At 62.5% G+C, this 18,652-nt stretch carries 16 protein-coding genes; 15 read left to right on the top strand and 1 reads right to left on the bottom strand.

Annotated features, from left to right (window positions below):
- Positions 1–18 precede the first annotated feature (18 nt).
- Positions 19–909: a LysR family transcriptional regulator gene (locus J1N02_RS03740; protein WP_027604067.1), complete on the bottom strand. Its 891-nt coding sequence runs from the start codon at positions 907–909 to the stop codon at positions 19–21.
- A 140-nt stretch (positions 910–1,049) separates the two neighbouring features.
- Here J1N02_RS03740 and leuC point away from each other — a divergent pair, with 140 nt between their 5' ends.
- The 15 genes from leuC to J1N02_RS03665 all read left to right on the top strand — a co-directional run bounded on the left by leuC (position 1,050) and on the right by J1N02_RS03665 (position 18,650).
- Positions 1,050–2,468: a 3-isopropylmalate dehydratase large subunit gene (gene leuC / locus J1N02_RS03735; RefSeq protein WP_027604068.1), complete on the top strand. Its 1,419-nt coding sequence runs from the start codon at positions 1,050–1,052 to the stop codon at positions 2,466–2,468.
- A 10-nt stretch (positions 2,469–2,478) separates the two neighbouring features.
- Positions 2,479–3,123 carry a 3-isopropylmalate dehydratase small subunit gene (leuD, locus tag J1N02_RS03730; protein ID WP_027604069.1) on the top strand — a complete coding sequence of 215 codons (645 nt, stop codon included), beginning with the start codon at positions 2,479–2,481 and terminating at the stop codon, positions 3,121–3,123.
- Between the two features lie 129 nt (positions 3,124–3,252).
- On the top strand, positions 3,253–4,017 hold the full coding sequence (locus J1N02_RS03725; protein ID WP_092354911.1) for a class I SAM-dependent methyltransferase: 765 nt from the start codon (positions 3,253–3,255) through the stop codon (positions 4,015–4,017).
- Positions 4,018–4,069: 52 nt separating this feature from the next.
- Positions 4,070–5,152, top strand: coding sequence for a 3-isopropylmalate dehydrogenase (gene leuB, locus J1N02_RS03720; protein WP_017530190.1), 1,083 nt, complete (start codon positions 4,070–4,072; stop codon positions 5,150–5,152).
- 64 nt (positions 5,153–5,216) lie between these two features.
- Positions 5,217–6,329 carry an aspartate-semialdehyde dehydrogenase gene (asd, locus tag J1N02_RS03715; protein WP_027604071.1) on the top strand — a complete coding sequence of 371 codons (1,113 nt, stop codon included), beginning with the start codon at positions 5,217–5,219 and terminating at the stop codon, positions 6,327–6,329.
- Between the two features lie 249 nt (positions 6,330–6,578).
- Positions 6,579–7,589 carry an aspartate-semialdehyde dehydrogenase gene (locus tag J1N02_RS03710; RefSeq protein WP_027604072.1) on the top strand — a complete coding sequence of 337 codons (1,011 nt, stop codon included), beginning with the start codon at positions 6,579–6,581 and terminating at the stop codon, positions 7,587–7,589.
- Positions 7,590–7,752: 163 nt separating this feature from the next.
- Positions 7,753–10,314, top strand: coding sequence for a FimV/HubP family polar landmark protein (locus J1N02_RS03705; protein ID WP_421147157.1), 2,562 nt, complete (start codon positions 7,753–7,755; stop codon positions 10,312–10,314).
- 140 nt (positions 10,315–10,454) lie between these two features.
- Positions 10,455–11,279 carry a tRNA pseudouridine(38-40) synthase TruA gene (gene truA, locus J1N02_RS03700; RefSeq protein ID WP_027604074.1) on the top strand — a complete coding sequence of 275 codons (825 nt, stop codon included), beginning with the start codon at positions 10,455–10,457 and terminating at the stop codon, positions 11,277–11,279.
- 64 nt (positions 11,280–11,343) lie between these two features.
- Positions 11,344–11,976: a phosphoribosylanthranilate isomerase gene (locus J1N02_RS03695; RefSeq protein WP_027604075.1), complete on the top strand. Its 633-nt coding sequence runs from the start codon at positions 11,344–11,346 to the stop codon at positions 11,974–11,976.
- Positions 11,977–12,219: 243 nt separating this feature from the next.
- Positions 12,220–13,140, top strand: coding sequence for an acetyl-CoA carboxylase, carboxyltransferase subunit beta (accD, locus tag J1N02_RS03690; protein ID WP_027604076.1), 921 nt, complete (start codon positions 12,220–12,222; stop codon positions 13,138–13,140).
- On the top strand, positions 13,137–14,444 hold the full coding sequence (gene folC / locus J1N02_RS03685; protein WP_368964121.1) for a bifunctional tetrahydrofolate synthase/dihydrofolate synthase: 1,308 nt from the start codon (positions 13,137–13,139) through the stop codon (positions 14,442–14,444). Before accD ends, folC begins: the two co-directional genes overlap by 4 nt.
- Entirely contained in the window at positions 14,428–15,087 is a 660-nt protein-coding gene (locus J1N02_RS03680; protein WP_027604078.1) for an SPOR domain-containing protein, read from the top strand. Before folC ends, J1N02_RS03680 begins: the two co-directional genes overlap by 17 nt.
- 181 nt (positions 15,088–15,268) lie before the next feature.
- The gene (locus J1N02_RS03675) at positions 15,269–15,826 is read left to right on the top strand and encodes a CvpA family protein (protein WP_003192538.1); all 558 of its coding nucleotides are present in this window, start codon (positions 15,269–15,271) and stop codon (positions 15,824–15,826) included.
- A 41-nt stretch (positions 15,827–15,867) separates the two neighbouring features.
- On the top strand, positions 15,868–17,373 hold the full coding sequence (gene purF / locus J1N02_RS03670) for an amidophosphoribosyltransferase (RefSeq protein ID WP_027604079.1): 1,506 nt from the start codon (positions 15,868–15,870) through the stop codon (positions 17,371–17,373).
- A gap of 65 nt (positions 17,374–17,438) precedes the next feature.
- On the top strand, positions 17,439–18,650 hold the full coding sequence (locus tag J1N02_RS03665) for an O-succinylhomoserine sulfhydrylase (RefSeq protein WP_027604080.1): 1,212 nt from the start codon (positions 17,439–17,441) through the stop codon (positions 18,648–18,650).
- Positions 18,651–18,652: the final 2 nt, after the last annotated feature.

Below are 18,652 nucleotides of genomic sequence, written 5' to 3'. Positions count from 1 at the left end.
ACCTGGGGCCGCACGGCGTCATACCGGTATCACTGGCAGATCCACCTGTGCATCCAACAGGCTCATGAACGCCCGCGCAGCGTTCGACAGTGTCCTTTCGGTGTGCACGATATAGCCTAGCTGGCGACTGAGTTGTATGCCCGGCAAAGCGATGCTCGCCACCTGATCATCGAGCATGGTGCGCGGCAAGACGCTCCAGGCCAGGCCGATGGAGACCATCATCTTGATGGTTTCCAGATAGTTGGTACTCATCGCGATGTTCGGCGTAAGGCCCTGGGCCTCGAACAGACGGCTGACAATATGGTGGGTAAAGGTATTACCGCCAGGGAAAACCGCCGGGTGGCCAGCAATATCGGCCAGGCTGACGTCGCGGTTGCCGGTGAGGCTGTGCTCCGGCGCCACCACGAAATCCAGCGGGTCGTCCCACACCGGGGTGGCGCTTACCAGGTGATGGGGGGCGGGCGCCAGGGTGATCACCGCCACTTCGGCGCGGCCGTGGAGGATTTCTTCGTAGGCCACTTCCGAATCGAGAAACTGAATATCCAGGGCCACGTTCGGGTATTCCCGGGTGAAGGTGCGCAGGATCGGTGGCAAACGATGCAGCCCGATATGGTGGCTGGTGGCCAAAGTGAGGCGGCCGCTGACTTCTCCCGTGAGGTTGGTGAGGGCGCGGCGGGTGTCGTCCAGCACGTTGAGAATCTGATAAGCGCGCGGCAGCAAGGCCCGGCCGGCTTCGGTCAAGCCGACTTCACGGCCCAGGCGATCGAACAGTCGCACCTTCAATTGCTGTTCCAGGCCGGCGATGCGCTTGCTGATGGCCGGCTGGGTCAGGTGCAGGCGTTCACCTGCGCCGGAGAAGCTGCCGGTCTCGGCGATGGCAATAAAGGCATTGAGGTTGGCCAGGTCCATGGTTGTATTCCAGTTGGTAATCCAAAGCATAAAAAATATGAATTTGAGTTATTTAATGTAGCGCCATACCATCAGCCTCACAAGCCAAAGGGTTATTGAAAAGCCCGGCGCATAGAAACACCGCTGATGAGGACCGACTGATGGCCGGCAAAACGCTTTACGACAAGCTTTGGGATTCCCATGAAGTGAAACGGCGCGACGATGGCTCGTCGCTGATCTATATCGACCGTCACATCATCCATGAAGTGACCTCGCCCCAAGCGTTCGAAGGCCTGCGGCTGGCCGGGCGCAAGCCTTGGCGCGTCGACTCGATCATCGCCACCCCGGACCACAACGTACCGACCACCCCGGAGCGCAAGGGTGGGATCGACGCCATTGTCGACACCGTGTCGCGCTTGCAGGTGCAGACCCTCGACGACTACTGCGACGAATATGGCATCACCGAATTCAAGATGAATGACGTGCGTCAAGGGATCGTCCACGTGATCGGCCCGGAGCAGGGCGCCACCTTGCCGGGCATGACCGTGGTCTGCGGCGACTCCCACACTTCCACCCACGGTGCGTTTGGCGCCCTGGCCCACGGCATCGGCACCTCGGAGGTGGAGCATGTGTTCGCCACCCAGTGCCTGGTCGCCAAGAAAATGAAGAACATGCTGGTGCGTGTCGAAGGCACCTTGCCGTTCGGCGTGACCGCCAAGGACATCGTGCTCGCCGTGATCGGCAAGATCGGCACCGCCGGCGGTAACGGCCATGCCATCGAGTTCGCCGGCAGCGCCATTCGCGACCTGTCCATCGAAGGCCGCATGACCATCTGCAACATGTCCATCGAAGCCGGTGCCCGCGTGGGCATGGTGGCGGCGGACGAGAAAACCGTTGAATACGTGAAGGGGCGCCCATTTGCACCGCAAGGCGCCGATTGGGACGCCGCGGTCGAAGCCTGGAAAGACCTGGTGTCCGACGCCGATGCGGTGTTCGACACCGTGGTTGAACTCGATGCTGCCCAGATCAAGCCGCAGGTCAGCTGGGGCACTTCGCCGGAAATGGTCCTGGCCGTCGACCAGAACGTGCCGGACCCGGCGCAGGAAGCCGACCTGGTCAAGCGCGGTTCCATCGAGCGCGCCTTGAAGTACATGGGCTTGAAGGCCAACCAGGCGATCACCGACATCCAGTTGGATCGCGTGTTTATCGGCTCCTGCACCAACTCGCGGATCGAAGACCTGCGCGCGGCGGCGGTGATCGCCAAGGGCCGCAAAGTCGCCTCGACCATCAAGCAGGCCATCGTGGTGCCAGGCTCGGGCCTGGTAAAAGCCCAGGCTGAGGCCGAAGGCCTGGACAAGATCTTCCTCGAAGCCGGTTTCGAGTGGCGTGAGCCGGGCTGCTCAATGTGCCTGGCGATGAACCCGGATCGCCTGGAGTCGGGCGAGCATTGCGCGTCCACCTCCAACCGTAACTTCGAAGGGCGTCAGGGCGCGGGTGGCCGTACCCACCTGGTCAGCCCGGCCATGGCCGCCGCCGCTGCCGTCAACGGTCGTTTCATCGACGTTCGCGAATTGATCTGAGGAAAACCCGATGAGAGCTTTTACCCAACACACCGGTTTGGTCGCGCCGTTGGACCGTGCCAACGTCGACACCGACCAGATCATCCCCAAGCAGTTCTTGAAATCGATCAAACGCACCGGTTTCGGCCCCAACCTGTTCGACGAATGGCGCTACCTGGACGTGGGCTACGCCTACCAGGACAACTCCAAGCGCCCGCTGAACAAAGACTTCGTGCTCAACGCCGAGCGCTACCAGGGCGCCAGCGTGTTGCTGGCCCGGGAAAACTTCGGTTGCGGTTCCAGCCGCGAGCACGCGCCGTGGGCCCTGGAAGAATATGGCTTTCGCAGCATCATCGCGCCGAGTTATGCCGACATCTTCTTCAACAACAGCTTCAAGAACGGCCTGTTGCCGATCATCCTGACCGACGAAGAAGTCGACGAGCTGTTCAAGCAAGTGGAAGCCGATGTGGGCTACCAGTTGACCATCGACCTGGCTGCGCAAACCGTGACCCGTCCGGACGGCAAGGTGTACCACTTTGAGGTGGACGCCTTCCGCAAGCACTGCCTGATCAACGGCCTGGACGATATCGGCCTGACCTTGCAGGACGGCGATGCGATTGCCGCGTTCGAAGCCAGGCACCGGGCGAGCCAGCCCTGGTTGTTTCGTGACGCATAAATTGATGTAGGCAGGACCGGCCTCATCGGGGGCAAGCCCCCTCCACAGGGGGAACGCATTCCAAATGTGGGAGGGGGCTTGCCCCCGATAGGGCCGATACCAGCAACACAACCCTTGAAGGATGCCACCATGACCAGCACCGCCCACACCCAAGTCGTGCAAAAACAATTCGGCGAACAGGCGTCTGCCTACCTGAGCAGTGCCGTGCACGCCCAAGGCACCGAATTCGCGCTGCTCCAGGCCGAACTGGCCGGGCAGGGCCATGCACGGCTGCTGGACCTGGGTTGCGGTGCCGGTCATGTGAGTTTCCATGTGGCGCCATTGGTCAAGGAAGTGGTGGCCTACGACCTGTCCCAGCAGATGCTCGATGTGGTGGCCGCCGCTGCGCAAGATCGCGGTCTCACCAATATCGGCACCGTAAACGGCGCCGCCGAGCGCCTGCCGTTCGCCGATGGCGAATTCGACTTCGTGTTCAGCCGTTATTCGGCGCACCATTGGAGCGACCTCGGCGTGGCGCTGCGCGAAGTGCGCCGCGTGCTCAAGCCGGGCGGCGTGGCGGCGTTTGTCGATGTCTTGTCACCGGGCAGCCCGTTGCTGGACACTTACCTGCAAACCGTCGAAGTGCTGCGCGACACCAGCCACGTGCGTGACTACTCCGCCGCCGAATGGATGCGCCAGCTCAGCGAAGCCGGTTTGCATGTACGCAACAGCAGCCGCCAGCGCCTGCGCCTTGAATACACCTCGTGGGTCGAACGTATGCGTACACCGCAGGTGCTGCGCGCCGCGATCCTGGAGCTGCAGCAGGCGATGGGCCAGGAAGTGCGCGATTACTACGAGATTCAGGCCGACGGCACCTTCAGCACCGACGTGCTGGTGGTCTGGGCCGAACGCTGATTAATTTTCCCGACCTGCCCACGGGCAGGTCGCTCGATGAAATGAGGAACCCATGAGCAAGCAGATTCTGATTCTCCCTGGCGACGGTATTGGTCCGGAAATCATGGCCGAAGCGGTCAAGGTCCTGGAGCTTGCCAACAGCAAGTACAGCCTGGGCTTCGAATTGAGCCACGACGTGATCGGCGGCGCTGCCATCGACAAGCACGGCGTGCCCCTGGCCGACGAAACCCTGGACCGCGCCCGCGCCGCCGATGCGGTGCTGCTTGGCGCCGTGGGTGGCCCGAAGTGGGACAAGATCGAGCGTGATATCCGCCCTGAGCGCGGCCTGCTGAAAATCCGCGCGCAACTGGGCCTGTTCGGCAACCTGCGCCCGGCGATCCTCTACCCGCAACTGGCCGACGCATCGAGCCTGAAGCCGGAAGTGGTAGCGGGCCTGGATATCCTGATCGTGCGTGAACTGACCGGCGGTATCTACTTTGGCTCGCCACGGGGCGTGCGCGAGTTGGAGAATGGTGAGCGCCAGGCCTACGACACCCTGCCGTACAGCGAGAGCGAAATCCGCCGTATCGCCCGCGTCGGTTTCGACATGGCCCGTGTGCGTGGCAAGAAGGTCTGCTCGGTGGACAAGGCCAACGTCCTGGCCTCCAGCCAACTGTGGCGCGAAATCGTCGAAGAAGTGGCCAAGGACTACCCGGACGTCGAGCTGAGCCACATGTACGTCGACAACGCCGCCATGCAACTGGTCCGTGCGCCGAAGCAGTTCGACGTGATCGTCACCGACAACCTGTTCGGCGACATCCTGTCCGACCAGGCGTCGATGCTCACCGGTTCCATCGGCATGCTGCCGTCGGCGTCCCTGGACACCAATAACAAGGGCATGTACGAGCCTTGCCACGGCTCGGCGCCGGACATTGCGGGCCAGGGCATTGCCAACCCGCTGGCGACCATCCTGTCGGTCTCGATGATGCTGCGTTACAGCTTCAACCTGAGCGACGCCGCGGATGCGATCGAGAAGGCCGTGAGCCTGGTGCTGGACCAGGGCCTGCGCACCGGCGACATCTGGTCGCAGGGTTGCACCAAGGTGGGTACGCAGGAAATGGGCGACGCAGTAGTCGCCGCGCTGCGGAATCTGTAATCTCTCGGGCCCGCTTGCAGTTGTTGCTGCAAGGCGGCCCACTTTTTAACAAGGTGTAGTTGCGATGAAACGTGTAGGTCTGATCGGTTGGCGCGGTATGGTCGGTTCCGTGCTCATGCAGCGGATGCTGGAAGAGCAGGATTTCGATCTTATTGAGCCGGTGTTTTTCACCACTTCGAACGTAGGTGGCCAAGGGCCGTCCGTGGGCAAGGATATTGCCCCGCTCAAGGACGCCTACAGCATTGAAGAGCTGAAAACCCTCGACGTGATCCTCACCTGCCAGGGTGGCGACTACACCAGCGAAGTCTTCCCCAAGCTGCGTGAAGCCGGCTGGCAGGGTTACTGGATCGACGCCGCCTCGAGCCTGCGCATGCAGGACGACGCCGTGATCATCCTCGACCCGGTCAACCGCAAGGTCATCGACCAGCAGCTGGATGCCGGCACCAAGAATTATGTGGGCGGCAACTGCACCGTCAGCCTGATGCTGATGGGCCTGGGCGGCCTGTTCGAAGCCGGCCTGGTCGAGTGGATGAGCGCCATGACTTATCAGGCAGCTTCCGGTGCCGGCGCGCAGAACATGCGTGAGCTGATCAAGCAGATGGGCGCGACCCACGCCGCTGTCGCCGATCAACTGGCCGACCCGGCCAGCGCGATCCTCGACATCGACCGCCGTGTGGCCGAAGCCATGCGCAGCGATGCCTACCCGACCGAGAACTTCGGTGTGCCATTGGCCGGCAGCCTGATCCCGTGGATCGACAAAGAGCTGCCGAACGGCCAGAGCCGCGAAGAGTGGAAGGCCCAGGCCGAGACCAACAAGATCCTCGGCCGGTTCAAGAGCCCGATCCCGGTGGATGGCATCTGCGTGCGCATCGGCGCCATGCGCTGCCACAGCCAGGCGCTGACCATCAAGCTGAACAAAGACGTGCCGATCGCTGATATCGAAGGGCTGATCAGTCAGCACAACCCCTGGGTCAAGCTGGTGCCGAACAACCGCGACATCAGCATGCAGGAGCTGAGCCCGACCAAGGTCACCGGCACCCTGAATGTACCGGTGGGCCGTCTGCGCAAGCTGAACATGGGCACCCAGTACCTGGGGGCGTTCACCGTCGGCGACCAACTGCTGTGGGGCGCGGCGGAGCCGCTGCGTCGCATGCTGCGGATCTTGCTGGAGCGTTGATCGCTTGAAGCAATAATAGAAACCCGCGTTCTGGTGACAGGCGCGGGTTTTTTATTGTTCTTTCGGGCGCTATCGGGAGCAAGCCCCCTCCCACAGTGAACAGCATTTCAACGTTGGAACTCGGTTGAATGTGGGAGGGGGCTTGCCCCCGATAGCGCCATCAGCCACTCCACCAGCCCCAGGCTAATTGCCTCACTTCCGGCCACCCGGTAAAGTGCCGCTCCCCCCGCAATGCCCGAGGCAGCCCCCATGACCCAGACCTTTGAAATTGCCGTGATCGGTGCCACCGGTACGGTCGGAGAAACCCTGGTGCAGATTCTCGAAGAGCTGGCATTCCCGGTGGGCACCCTGTACCTGCTGGCGGGCAGTAATTCTGCTGGCGCGTCGGTACCGTTTCGCGGCAAGAACGTACGGGTCAAGGAGGTCGACGAATTCGATTTCAGCAAGGCGCAACTGGCCTTCTTCGCCGCAGGCCCGGCAGTCACCCTGAGCTTCGCGCCGCGAGCCACGGCGGCGGGTTGCTCGGTGATCGACTTGTCGGGAGCCTTGCCCGCCGAGCAGGCGCCCCAGGTGGTGCCGGAAGCCAATGCCCATGTCCTCGACGGCCTGGAAAAACCGTTCCAGCTCGGCAGCCCGAGCCCGTCCGCCACCAACCTGGCGGTGGTGCTGGCGCCGTTGCGCGGCTTGCTGGACATCCAGCGTGTCGCCGTCACTGCCAGCCTGGCAGTGTCTGCCCAGGGCCGCGAAGCCGTCAGCGAATTGGCCCGTCAGACCGCCGAGCTACTGAACGTGCGCCCTCTGGAACCTAAGTTCTTTGACCGGCAAATGGCCTTCAACTTGTTGGCACAAGTCGGCACGCCAGACGCCCAAGGGCATACCGCCTTGGAAAAGCGCCTGGTTCACGAGCTGCGCGCAGTCCTGGAGTTACCTTTGCTAAAGATTTCCGCAACTTGCGTTCAAGCCCCGGTGTTTTTTGGCGATAGCCTGACTGTGTCGTTGCAATTGGGCGCGGCAGTCGATCTTGCCGCCGTCAACCGCGCATTGGAGGCCGCGCCGGGTATCGAGCTGGTAGAAGAGGGGGATTACCCTACAGCCGTGGGCGACGCAGTGGGCCAGGATGTGGTCTATGTAGGCCGGGTGCGCGCAGGAGTGGATGACGCGGCTGAACTAAATCTGTGGCTGACGTCAGATAACGTACGCAAGGGCGCCGCCCTTAACGCCGTGCAACTGGCGCAGTTGTTGATAAAACGCCTTGCGTAAAAGATACTTGGCGGCAATTTGTAGATTGATTCTAACCAGGCGCTATGCTTGGCCCCAAGCAGGAACAATTGCGCGTCGGTGACCTATCGGCTCGCCATGCCTTATGGCAAGCGGTTACCAACCTTCTCGCAGGCCGGGGAGTGTTCAAACAAAGGATGAGGCTATGGTTCAAGTTCGCAAACTGGTGTTAGCAATAGCGGCCGCCTCGGCGCTGTCCTCCGGTATGGCGCAGGCGCTGCAGCTGGGGGAAATGACCCTTAAATCGAAGTTGAACCAGCCGTTGTCGGTGGAAATCGAATTGCTCGATGTCGGTGGCCTCACGGCGTCCGAGATCACCCCGAGCCTGGCCTCATCCCAGGCGTTCGTGGACGCGGGCGTCGATCGCCAGGCGTTTCTCGATGACCTGACGTTTACCCCGGTCATCAATCCCAGTGGTCGCAGCGTGGTGCGCGTCACCTCCAGCAAGCCGCTGCCGGATTCCTACGTACGTTTCCTGCTGCAGGTGCAATGGCCCAATGGCCGCCTGATGCGCGACTACAGCGTGTTGCTCGACCCTGCCAAGTTCGACCAGTCGACTTCGACCTCCGCAGCACCTGCACCACGCGTGGGAGCGCCCGCCCGCACTGCGCCCGCTGTGAGCAAGCCGGCCCAGCACACCACCACGTCCCGCGACACCCTGTGGGAAATTGCGCAGAAGCACCGCAATGGCGGCTCGGTGCAGCAGACCATGCTGGCCATTCAGGCCCTCAACCCCGACGCCTTTATCGACGGCAATATCAACCGCCTGAAAACCGGCCAAGTGCTGCGCCTGCCGGACACCGTACAAAGCACGGCGTTGCCGCAACCTCAGGCAATCGCCGAAGTGAGGGTGCAAAATGCCGCGTGGCGCCAGGGGCGGCGCGGGGCTACCAATCAGGCGGCCGGCAAGCAGCAACTGGACGCCACCAAGCGTGCCCAGGCCGGCAACGCGCCGTCGACCACCAATGCCCAGGACAACCTGAGCCTGGTCTCGGCTGAAGCAGCCAGGAAAGGCGGCAAGGGCAAGGCCGGCGACAGCCAGGTCCTGAGCGACAAGCTGGCGATGACCCAGGAGCAACTGGACACCACTCGCCGCGATAACGAAGAGCTCAAGAGCCGTGCCGCAGATCTGCAAAGCCAGTTGGATAAACTGCAAAAGTTGATTCAATTGAAAAACGATCAGCTGGCCCGTTTGCAGGCAGAAAAAGGCGACCCGGCCGTAGCGGCGACGGCAGCGATGCCCGCACAGCTGGCAAGCGACCCGGCCGCCACGCCGGCAGCACCCGCTGCACAGCCCGCCGCGCCAACCCCAACCCCGGCGGCGCCGGCACCTGAGGCGGCTAAACCGGCCGCCGCACCTGACACCACCGAAGGCAAGTTCAATGATCTGCTGACCAATCCGGTTGTCCTCGGTGTGATCGGCGGCGCGGCTGGCCTGGTGGTGTTGCTGCTCCTGCTGCTGTGGGCGCGCCATCGCAACGCCCGTCGTGAAGAGGAGAAGCACTTGCGCATGGCGCGGGCGCTGGCTGAAGAGCCGGAATTTACCTCGAACATCGAACAGGACCTGCCGTCGGACAGTTTCGAAGGCCTCGAAGTGCCGCCGCCGAACGTCAAGCTGGCAGCCGCTCCGGCACCTGCTCCAGTGGTTGCGCCGGCGGTAGCGGTTCCGACGGTTGCCTCCGTGCTCGCGCCGCTGGCCGCTGCCGTGGCCCCGCAAAACGCCAACGATGCCCTGGCGCAAGCCCAGTCCCATATCGACCGTGGTCATCTGAACCAGGCCGCCGATGTGCTGGAGCAAGCGATCAAGCACGAGCCCAAGCGCAGCGACCTGCGGTTGAAGCTGATGGAAGTCTACGGCCTGCAAAGCGACAAGGACGGTTTCGTGACCCAGGAGCGTCAACTGGTGGCCAATGGTGAAAACCATGCCCAGGTCGAGCAGCTCAAGTCGCGCTTTCCTGCGATGGCGGTATTGGCGGCGGGCGTCAGTGCCGCGGTTGCCGCCGCGGCCCTCGACGCGCAGTACGTCAAGGACCTGCTGGAAGACAAACCGGCCGTCCCGGCCACCGAGCCCGATGCACTCGACACCGATTTCGACCTGAGCCTGGATGAGTTGGAGGCGGCTTCGCCAGCCAGCCTGGACGACGAACAGACGTTTGCAGCGCTCCTGGAACAGCAATCGGCGCCCAAGGCCGACGAGGAAAACCTGTCGGACTTCGACCTGGATCTGCAACTGAATGACCCGGCGTCCGAGCAGTCCGACGACGACTTCCTTTCCGGTCTTGAGGACCAGATGAAGGATGTGTCTGCCGTGGAGCCGCCGACGCTGACCCCATCGGCGCTGGATGACTTCGATTTGCCGGAGGATTTCGACCTGTCCCTGGCGGATGAGCCAGAAGCAGCCGCCAAGCCGGATGCCTTCGCTTCGGAGCTGGACGATGTCAACGCCGAGCTGGATCGCCTGTCCCAGAGCCTGGAAAGTCCGCCCATCGAACCTTCCTTTACCGCTGAGGACGCGGCGCTGGGCGATGATGAGCCAGAGTTCGATTTCCTGTCCGGTACGAATGAAGTCGCCACCAAGCTCGATCTCGCCCAGGCCTATATCGACATGGGGGATGCCGACGGCGCGCGGGACATCCTCTCCGAAGTGCTCACCGAAGGTGATGAGGCGCAGCGCGGCGAGGCCAAGGAAATGCTCGGCAAAATCTGAAGGTCGATGCCGGTGCGGTGTGGGAAGGTCAATCCCCAACAAAAGCGCACGCCACGCAGCTGGCGCATTTATAATGGCCGCCTTCGCGCAACTCATCAGGCTCTCAGTTCTTGGCAAATATAGATAACCCGGCCGCCGAAATGGCGGCCGCTGGCTTTTACCGCATCGCCCTCGGCGTGGAATACAAAGGCTCGCGCTATCGCGGCTGGCAGCGCCAGGCGTCAGGCGTGCTGACGGTGCAGGAAACCCTGGAGAAGGCGCTGTCGAAAGTGGCTGACTCCCCGGTGTCGTTGATGTGCGCCGGGCGTACCGATGCCGGTGTGCATGCCTGCGGTCAGGTGGTGCACTTCGATACCCAGGCCGAACGCACGATGAAGGCCTGGGTGATGGGTGCCAATATCAATTTGCCCCATGACGTCAGCGTCAGTTGGGCCAAGGTCATGCCTGCGCACTTTCATGCGCGTTTCAAGGCGATTGCCCGGCGTTATCGCTATGTGATCTACAACGACCAGATCCGTCCCGCGCACCTCAACGAAGAAATCACCTGGAACCACCGTCCGCTGGATGCCGAGCGCATGGCCGAGGCTGCGCAGCATCTGGTAGGGGTGCATGATTTCAGTGCGTTTCGTGCCGGCCAGTGCCAGGCCAAGTCGCCGATCAAGGAAGTCCACCACCTGCGGGTGACTCGCCACGGCAAGATGATTGTGCTGGACATCCGCGCCGGCGCCTTCCTGCACCATATGGTGCGCAACATTGCGGGCGTATTGATGACCATCGGCACCGGCGAGCGCCCGGTGGAATGGGCCAGGGAAGTGCTGGAAAGCCGCATTCGCCGCACGGGCGGCGTCACGGCGCATCCGTTTGGCCTGTACCTGGTGGATGTGGAGTACCGCGACGAGTTCGAACTGCCGCAGCGTTTCATCGGGCCACACTTCCTCACAGGGTTCAGTGAACTTGGCGGCTGACGCCCGGAAAAGCTTTTGTTACCATCCGGGACTTTATCGGTCCAACCCCTGAGGTTTCTACGACATGCCTGCCGTTCGCAGCAAGATTTGCGGGATTACCCGCATAGAAGACGCGCTGGCGGCAGTCGAGGCGGGGGCGGATGCCATTGGCCTGGTGTTTTATGCCAGGAGCCCACGGGCGGTGAATGTGTTGCAGGCGCGGGCGATCATTGCGGCGCTGCCGCCGTTCGTGACCACCGTGGGCTTGTTCGTCAACGCCAGCCGCTGCGAACTCAACGAAACCCTGGATGCCGTGCAGTTGGATATGCTGCAGTTTCACGGTGACGAAACCCCGGATCAATGTGAAAGCTACCAACGCCCGTATATCAAGGCGTTGCGGGTCAAGGCGGGTGACGATATCGCGAGGGCTTGCGCTGCCTATTCCGGCGCGCGTGGCATTCTGCTGGACACGTATGTCGAAGGCGTACCCGGTGGTACCGGCGAAGCGTTCGATTGGTCGCTGATCCCCGAAGGATTGAGCAAGCCGATCATCCTGGCCGGGGGGCTCAACCCTGGCAATGTCGGTGCGGCGATTCAACAGGTCCGGCCGTATGCCGTGGATGTCAGCGGTGGGGTAGAGCAAGGCAAGGGCATCAAGGATCACGACAGGATTCGCGCATTCATGCACGCGGTGCGCAACAGCAGTGACGGGATGTGACGGCTGGCAGTCTGCCGCCGTCCATAACTACCGCTGTGTAAAACAGCGCGGCGTCGCCTGAGGGCGGCCCGGAAATGAAGTGGCAACCTGCACTGGCAGGTTGTCTGGAAGGCTGAGGATGCAGGCTGGAAATGGCAGGTCGAACGTCTGACCCCGTCCAGCCTGCGTCATCGCCACATATGAATTTAGCTCAAGGGCATACGCGGGGCTGTGTTCAAGCCACCGGTACTGGAGAAAGAAAGCATGAGCAACTGGTTAGTAGACAAACTGATCCCTTCGATCATGCGTTCCGAGGTGAAGAAAAGCTCGGTTCCTGAAGGTCTGTGGCACAAGTGCCCATCCTGCGACGCGGTGCTGTACCGCCCCGAGCTGGAAAAGACCCTGGATGTTTGCCCCAAGTGCAACCACCACATGCGTATCGGCGCCCGCGCCCGCATCGACATCTTCCTCGACGCCGACGGCCGTAACGAGCTGGGCGCCGACCTGGAGCCGGTCGACCGTCTCAAGTTCCGCGACGGCAAGAAGTACAAGGACCGCCTGACCGCTGCGCAAAAGCAGACCGGTGAGAAGGACGCGTTGATTTCCGTCAGCGGCAAGCTGCTGGGCATGCCGGTGGTAGTGTCGGCGTTCGAGTTCTCCTTCATGGGCGGCTCCATGGGTGCCATCGTCGGCGAGCGCTTCGTGCGCGCCGCCAACTACGCCCTGGAAAACCGTTGCCCGATGATCTGCTTCGCCGCCTCCGGTGGTGCGCGGATGCAGGAAGCGTTGATCTCCCTGATGCAAATGGCCAAGACCTCTGCGGTGCTGGCGCGTCTGCGCGAAGAAGGCATTCCGTTCATCTCCGTGCTGACCGACCCGGTCTACGGCGGCGTTTCCGCCAGCCTGGCGATGCTCGGCGACGTGATCGTCGGTGAGCCGAAAGCGTTGATCGGCTTTGCCGGCCCGCGCGTGATCGAGCAGACCGTGCGCGAAAAACTGCCGGAAGGCTTCCAGCGCAGCGAGTTCCTGCTGGAGCACGGCGCAATCGACCTGATCATTCCGCGCGGTGAGCTGCGTCCACGCCTGGGTAGCCTGCTGGCGCAGATGATGGGCCTGCCGACACCTGTTTACGTCGCGCCTAAAGTCGAGCCGATCGTTGTGCCGCCGGTGCCTGCGAACCTATGACCCAACGTACCCTGGGCGAATGGCTCGCCTACCTCGAGCAGTTGCATCCGTCCGCCATCGACATGGGCCTGGAGCGCTCGCAACAGGTAGCGGCCCGCCTTGGGTTGGGCCGGCCGGCGCCGCGTGTGATCACGGTGACCGGCACCAACGGCAAGGGCTCTACCTGTGCCTTTGTTGCCGCGCTGCTGCAGGCCCAGGGGCTGAAAGTCGGCGTGTACAGCTCGCCGCACTTGCTGCGTTACAACGAGCGGGTGCAACTCAATGGCGTCGAAGCCAGCGATGAGCAACTCTGCGAAGCCTTCGCCGCACTCGATGCCGGGCGCGGTGAGATTTCCCTGACTTACTTTGAAATGGGCACCCTGGCGGCGTTCTGGCTGTTCGAGCGTGCGCAGCTGGATGTGGTCGTATTGGAAGTGGGCCTGGGCGGGCGCCTGGACACCGTCAACGTGGTGGATGCCGACCTGGCGCTGGTCACCAGTATTGGCGTGGACCATGCCGACTACCTGGGGGATACCCGCGAGTCCGTGGCCTATGAAAAGGCCGGGATTTTCCGCCCGGGCAAGCCTGCGCTGTGCGGTGACCTGGATCCGCCGCAGCCCTTGCTGGACAAGGTGCGTGAGCTGGGCTGCCCATTCTTCCTGCGTGGCCGCGAATTCAATCTTGAAATCGGTGACCGGCATTGGCAGTGGCGCGGCCGGGATGCCCTTGGGCTGGTTGTAGAGCTGCGTGATCTGCCCTTGCTGAACCTGCCGATGGAGAACGCCGCGCTCGCGCTGCAAGCCTATCTGTTGCTGGACCTGCCTTGGCAGGCTGGGCAGATTGCTGCGACTTTGCTGGCGACTCGCGTGGTGGGACGCCTGGATCGTCGTGCGTTCGACTGGCACGGCAAGCGCCTGAACCTGCTGCTGGATGTGGGGCATAACCCCCATGCAGCGCAATACCTGGCCAAGCGCCTGGCACGCACGCCGCCGGCGGGGCGTCGCCTGGCTGTATTCGGTTTGCTCGCCGATAAGGACCTGGAGGGCGTGGTTGCGCCGTTGCTGGACAGTGTCCAGGCTTGGGCGGTAGCGCCGCTGGATACGCCCCGCAGTCGTCCGGCCCATGAGCTTGAGATCGCGTTACAGAACCTTGGTGTGCCGGTGGCGTCGTATGCAAGCGTGACTGCTGCCCTGGAGGCGCAGTGCGCGGTGGCGACGGCCGAGGACGAGATTCTGTTGTTCGGATCATTTTATTGTGTTGCCGAGGCGCTTGAGTGGTTGGCCCGGCGCTCCACGGAGGAAGCTGCACATGGCATTACTGGATAGCGCATACAAGCAGCGAATGGTTGGAGCCCTGGTGCTGGTGGCATTGGCGGTGATTTTCCTGCCGATGCTGTTTTCCCGCCAGGACGAGCAGCGCCAGGTGGTTGTCGAGGCTCCGGCTGCGCCCCAGGCACCGGCAGTGCCCCAAGTGCAGGTGGAGCCGGTGGTGGTGCCTGAGCCGCAGGCGTTGCCGGAAGAAGAGCCGGTGCCGACCGATGATGAGGTGGCCGCGCAGCAGGCGCCGTCGATGCCGGTGCAGCCAAGCGTGCCGGTGGTCAAGCCGACACCTGCTCCGGCGGTCGCCGCCAAGCCGGCGACACCTGCGCCTGCGCCCAAGCCTGTAGCGCCACAGCCTGCTGCGCCGGGCAAGCCGGATGTTGGGCAAAGCCGTATCGACCCGAATGGTCTGCCGATCAGTTGGTCGATCCAGGTGGCCAGCCTGGGCAATCGTGAAGGCGCCGACGCCTTGCAGAAGAAGCTGCGTGCCCAGGGCTACAACGCCTACATCCGTAGCGCCGACGGCAAGAACCGGGTGTTTATCGGGCCGCTGATCGAGCGCGCCGAGGCGGATCGGCTGCGGGATTTGCTGGACCGTCAGCAAAACCTGAAGGGCTTCGTGACCCGCTTCCAGCCTGAGCGCGGCTGAGTCCGTGGAATGCAATCCAATGTGGGAGGGGGCAAGCCCCTCCCACATTGGTTTTGCAGTGGGGTTGAAATCGGGCTGGCTCGCCACAAACTATTGATTTGCAAAGCAGCCGCAATCACAGCTTACCGACAGCCCGACGCTCTGCTAAAATGCGCCGCCTTATCCGTCCGTAGGCTCAAACGTGCCATTTACCTGGGTTGACTGGGCGATCGTTGCAATCGTCGCCATCTCCGCTTTGATCAGTCTAAGCCGCGGCTTCGTAAAAGAAGCATTGTCGTTGCTGACCTGGATCATCGCAGGAGTCGTAGCCTGGATGTTCGGCGGTTCGTTGTCGGTCTACCTGGCCGGATACATCGAGACACCTTCGGCTCGCGTCATCGCGGGCTGCGCCATCATGTTCATCGCCACGCTGCTGGTGGGGGCAATGGTCAATTATCTTATTGGCGAGTTGATACGCGTCACCGGCCTCTCCGGGACCGATCGATTTCTCGGCATGGCCTTCGGTGCCGCGCGTGGTGCGTTGCTGGTGGTCGTGGCGGTCGGGCTGTTGAGCCTGGGGCCGGTACAGCAGGATTCGTGGTGGCAGGAGTCGGTACTCGTGCCAAAATTTCTATTGGTTGCAGATTGGTCCAAGAACCTCATATTGGGGTGGAGCAGTCAGTGGCTGGCCAGCGGAATCAGCGTACCCGCTGATCTTCCGTTCAAGGAACACCTCTTGCCGGCCAAAACGCCGCAGTAAGTTGTGTTCAGTCAAGATTCATTAAGTAGGGGTTGCGTCGCATGTGTGGCATCGTCGGTATCGTCGGTAAGTCGAACGTCAATCAGGCGCTGTATGACGCGCTAACCGTCCTCCAGCACCGCGGCCAGGACGCTGCCGGTATTGTGACCAGCCACGACGGCCGGTTATTCCTGCGCAAGGACAATGGCCTGGTACGTGACGTGTTCCATCAGCGTCACATGCAGCGCCTCGTCGGGCACATGGGCATTGGCCATGTGCGTTACCCGACCGCCGGTAGCTCGACGTCGGCCGAAGCTCAGCCGTTCTACGTCAACTCGCCTTACGGCATTACCCTGGCGCATAACGGTAACCTGACCAACGTTGAGCAACTGGCCAAGGAGATTTACGAATCTGACCTGCGCCACGTCAACACCAGCTCCGACTCGGAAGTGCTGCTCAACGTGTTCGCCCACGAGCTGGCCCAGCGCGGCAAGCTGCAGCCGACCGAAGAAGACGTGTTCGCCGCCGTGATCGACGTGCACAACCGTTGCGTCGGCGGTTATGCCGTTGTGGCGATGATCACCGGCTACGGCATCGTCGGCTTCCGTGACCCCCACGGTATTCGCCCGATCGTGTTCGGCCAGCGTCACACCGACGAAGGCGTCGAGTACATGATCGCGTCCGAAAGCGTGTCCCTGGACGTGCTGGGCTTCACCCTGATCCGCGACCTCGCGCCGGGCGAAGCGGTGTACATCACCGAAGACGGCAAGCTGCACACTCGTCAGTGCGCTGTCGCGCCGAAACTCACCCCGTGCATCTTCGAGCACGTCTACCTGGCGCGTCCGGATTCGATCATCGATGGTGTGTCGGTGTACAAGGCACGCCTGCGCATGGGCGAGAAGCTGGCCGACAAGATCCTGCGCGAGCGTCCCGAGCACGACATCGACGTGGTGATCCCGATCCCGGACACCAGCCGCACTGCTGCGCTGGAGTTGGCCAACCACCTGGGCGTCAAGTTCCGCGAAGGCTTCGTGAAAAACCGTTACATCGGTCGTACCTTCATCATGCCGGGCCAGGCTGCGCGTAAGAAGTCGGTGCGTCAGAAGCTCAACGCCATCGAGCTGGAATTCCGCGGCAAGAACGTGATGCTGGTGGACGACTCCATCGTACGCGGCACCACCTGCAAGCAAATCATCCAGATGGCCCGTGAAGCCGGTGCGAAGAACGTGTACTTCTGTTCCGCAGCGCCTGCCGTGCGTTACCCGAACGTGTACGGTATCGACATGCCGAGCGCCCACGAACTGATCGCACACAACCGCACGACCCAGGACGTGGCCGACCTGATCGGCGCCGATTGGCTGATCTACCAGGACCTGCCGGACCTGATCGAGGCGGTCGGCGGTGGCAAGATCAAGATCGAGCAGTTCGACTGCGCCGTGTTCGACGGCAAGTATGTGACCGGTGACGTCGACGAGGCCTACCTGAACAAGATCGAGCAGGCGCGTAACGACTCGTCGAAGATCAAGACCCAGGCGGTCAGCGCGATCATCGATCTGTACAACAACTGAGTAGACACCGGCCCTGAGGGGCCGGTTTTGTATCTTAAATAAAGAATTGAGTAAGGAGTCGCAGCATGAGTCAGGAATGGGATGCCGGTCGGTTGGACAGCGACCTCGATGGCGTAGCTTTCGATACCCTGGCTGTGCGCGCCGGCCAGCACCGTACCCCGGAAGGTGAGCACGGTGACCCGATGTTCTTTACCTCCAGCTACGTGTTCCGCACGGCGGCCGACGCCGCGGCGCGCTTTGCTGGCGAAGTGCCGGGTAACGTTTATTCCCGCTACACCAACCCGACTGTACGCGCGTTTGAAGAGCGTATTGCGGCGCTGGAAGGTGCAGAGCAGGCGGTGGCGACGGCCACCGGCATGGCGGCGATCCTGGCGGTGGTGATGAGCCTGTGCAGTGCCGGCGACCACGTGCTGGTGTCGCGCAGCGTGTTCGGTTCGACCATCAGCCTGTTCGAGAAGTATTTCAAGCGCTTCGGTATCGAAGTGGACTACGTGCCCCTGGCGGATCTGTCCGGCTGGGATGCGGCGATCAAGTCCAACACCAAGCTGCTGTTCGTCGAGTCGCCGTCCAATCCGTTGGCCGAGTTGGTGGATATCGCCGCGTTGTCAGAAGTGGCTCACGCCAAAGGCGCAATGCTGGTGGTCGACAACTGTTTCTGCACGCCTGCCTTGCAGCAGCCGCTGAAGCTGGGCGCGGACATTGTGGTGCACTCGGCCACCAAGTTTATCGATGGCCAGGGCCGTTGCATGGGCGGCGTGGTTGCCGGTCGCAGCGAGCAGATGAAGGAAGTGGTGGGCTTCCTGCGCACCGCCGGCCCGACCCTGAGCCCGTTCAATGCCTGGATCTTCCTCAAGGGCCTGGAAACCCTCAGCCTGCGGATGAAGGCCCATTGCGCCAACGCCCAGGCCCTGGCCGAGTGGCTGGAGCAGCAGGACGGTATCGAAAAAGTGCATTACGCCGGCCTCAAGAGCCACCCGCAGCACGCATTGGCCCAGCGCCAGCAACGTGGTTTCGGCGCCGTGGTGAGTTTTGAAGTGAAGGGCGGCAAAGAGGGCGCCTGGCGCTTTATCGATGCGACGCGCCTGATCTCCATCACGGCCAACCTGGGCGACAGCAAGACCACCATTACCCATCCGAGCACCACGTCCCACGGACGCCTGGCGCCGCAGGAGCGTGAGGCGGCCGGTATCCGGGACAGCCTGATCCGCATCGCGGTCGGCCTGGAAGATGTCGCGGATCTGCAGGCTGACCTGGCTCGCGGGCTGGCTGCCTTGTGATC

The organism is Pseudomonas sp. NFX5 (genome assembly GCF_049132125.1).
Classification (GTDB): Bacteria; Pseudomonadota; Gammaproteobacteria; order Pseudomonadales; family Pseudomonadaceae; genus Aquipseudomonas; species Aquipseudomonas marginalis.
The sequence above is the reverse complement of the archived record's forward strand: the minus strand, read 5'-3'. Positions and strand labels throughout refer to the sequence as shown.

What these genes read in the sequence shown, in the direction of transcription:
- J1N02_RS03695 (WP_027604075.1), top strand. Translation starts at nt 11,344, where the DNA reads ATGCCTGCCGTTCGCAGCAAGATTTGCGGGATTACCCGCATAGAAGAC.
- asd (WP_027604071.1), top strand. Translation starts at nt 5,217, where the DNA reads ATGAAACGTGTAGGTCTGATCGGTTGGCGCGGTATGGTCGGTTCCGTG.
- folC (WP_368964121.1), top strand. Translation starts at nt 13,137, where the DNA reads ATGACCCAACGTACCCTGGGCGAATGGCTCGCCTACCTCGAGCAGTTG.
- J1N02_RS03680 (WP_027604078.1), top strand. Translation starts at nt 14,428, where the DNA reads ATGGCATTACTGGATAGCGCATACAAGCAGCGAATGGTTGGAGCCCTG.
- J1N02_RS03705 (WP_421147157.1), top strand. Translation starts at nt 7,753, where the DNA reads ATGGTTCAAGTTCGCAAACTGGTGTTAGCAATAGCGGCCGCCTCGGCG.
- J1N02_RS03665 (WP_027604080.1), top strand. Translation starts at nt 17,439, where the DNA reads ATGAGTCAGGAATGGGATGCCGGTCGGTTGGACAGCGACCTCGATGGC.
- leuD (WP_027604069.1), top strand. Translation starts at nt 2,479, where the DNA reads ATGAGAGCTTTTACCCAACACACCGGTTTGGTCGCGCCGTTGGACCGT.
- leuB (WP_017530190.1), top strand. Translation starts at nt 4,070, where the DNA reads ATGAGCAAGCAGATTCTGATTCTCCCTGGCGACGGTATTGGTCCGGAA.
- accD (WP_027604076.1), top strand. Translation starts at nt 12,220, where the DNA reads ATGAGCAACTGGTTAGTAGACAAACTGATCCCTTCGATCATGCGTTCC.
- J1N02_RS03740 (WP_027604067.1), bottom strand. Translation starts at nt 909, where the DNA reads ATGGACCTGGCCAACCTCAATGCCTTTATTGCCATCGCCGAGACCGGC.
- truA (WP_027604074.1), top strand. Translation starts at nt 10,455, where the DNA reads ATGGCGGCCGCTGGCTTTTACCGCATCGCCCTCGGCGTGGAATACAAA.
- J1N02_RS03725 (WP_092354911.1), top strand. Translation starts at nt 3,253, where the DNA reads ATGACCAGCACCGCCCACACCCAAGTCGTGCAAAAACAATTCGGCGAA.
- leuC (WP_027604068.1), top strand. Translation starts at nt 1,050, where the DNA reads ATGGCCGGCAAAACGCTTTACGACAAGCTTTGGGATTCCCATGAAGTG.
- J1N02_RS03710 (WP_027604072.1), top strand. Translation starts at nt 6,579, where the DNA reads ATGACCCAGACCTTTGAAATTGCCGTGATCGGTGCCACCGGTACGGTC.
- purF (WP_027604079.1), top strand. Translation starts at nt 15,868, where the DNA reads ATGTGTGGCATCGTCGGTATCGTCGGTAAGTCGAACGTCAATCAGGCG.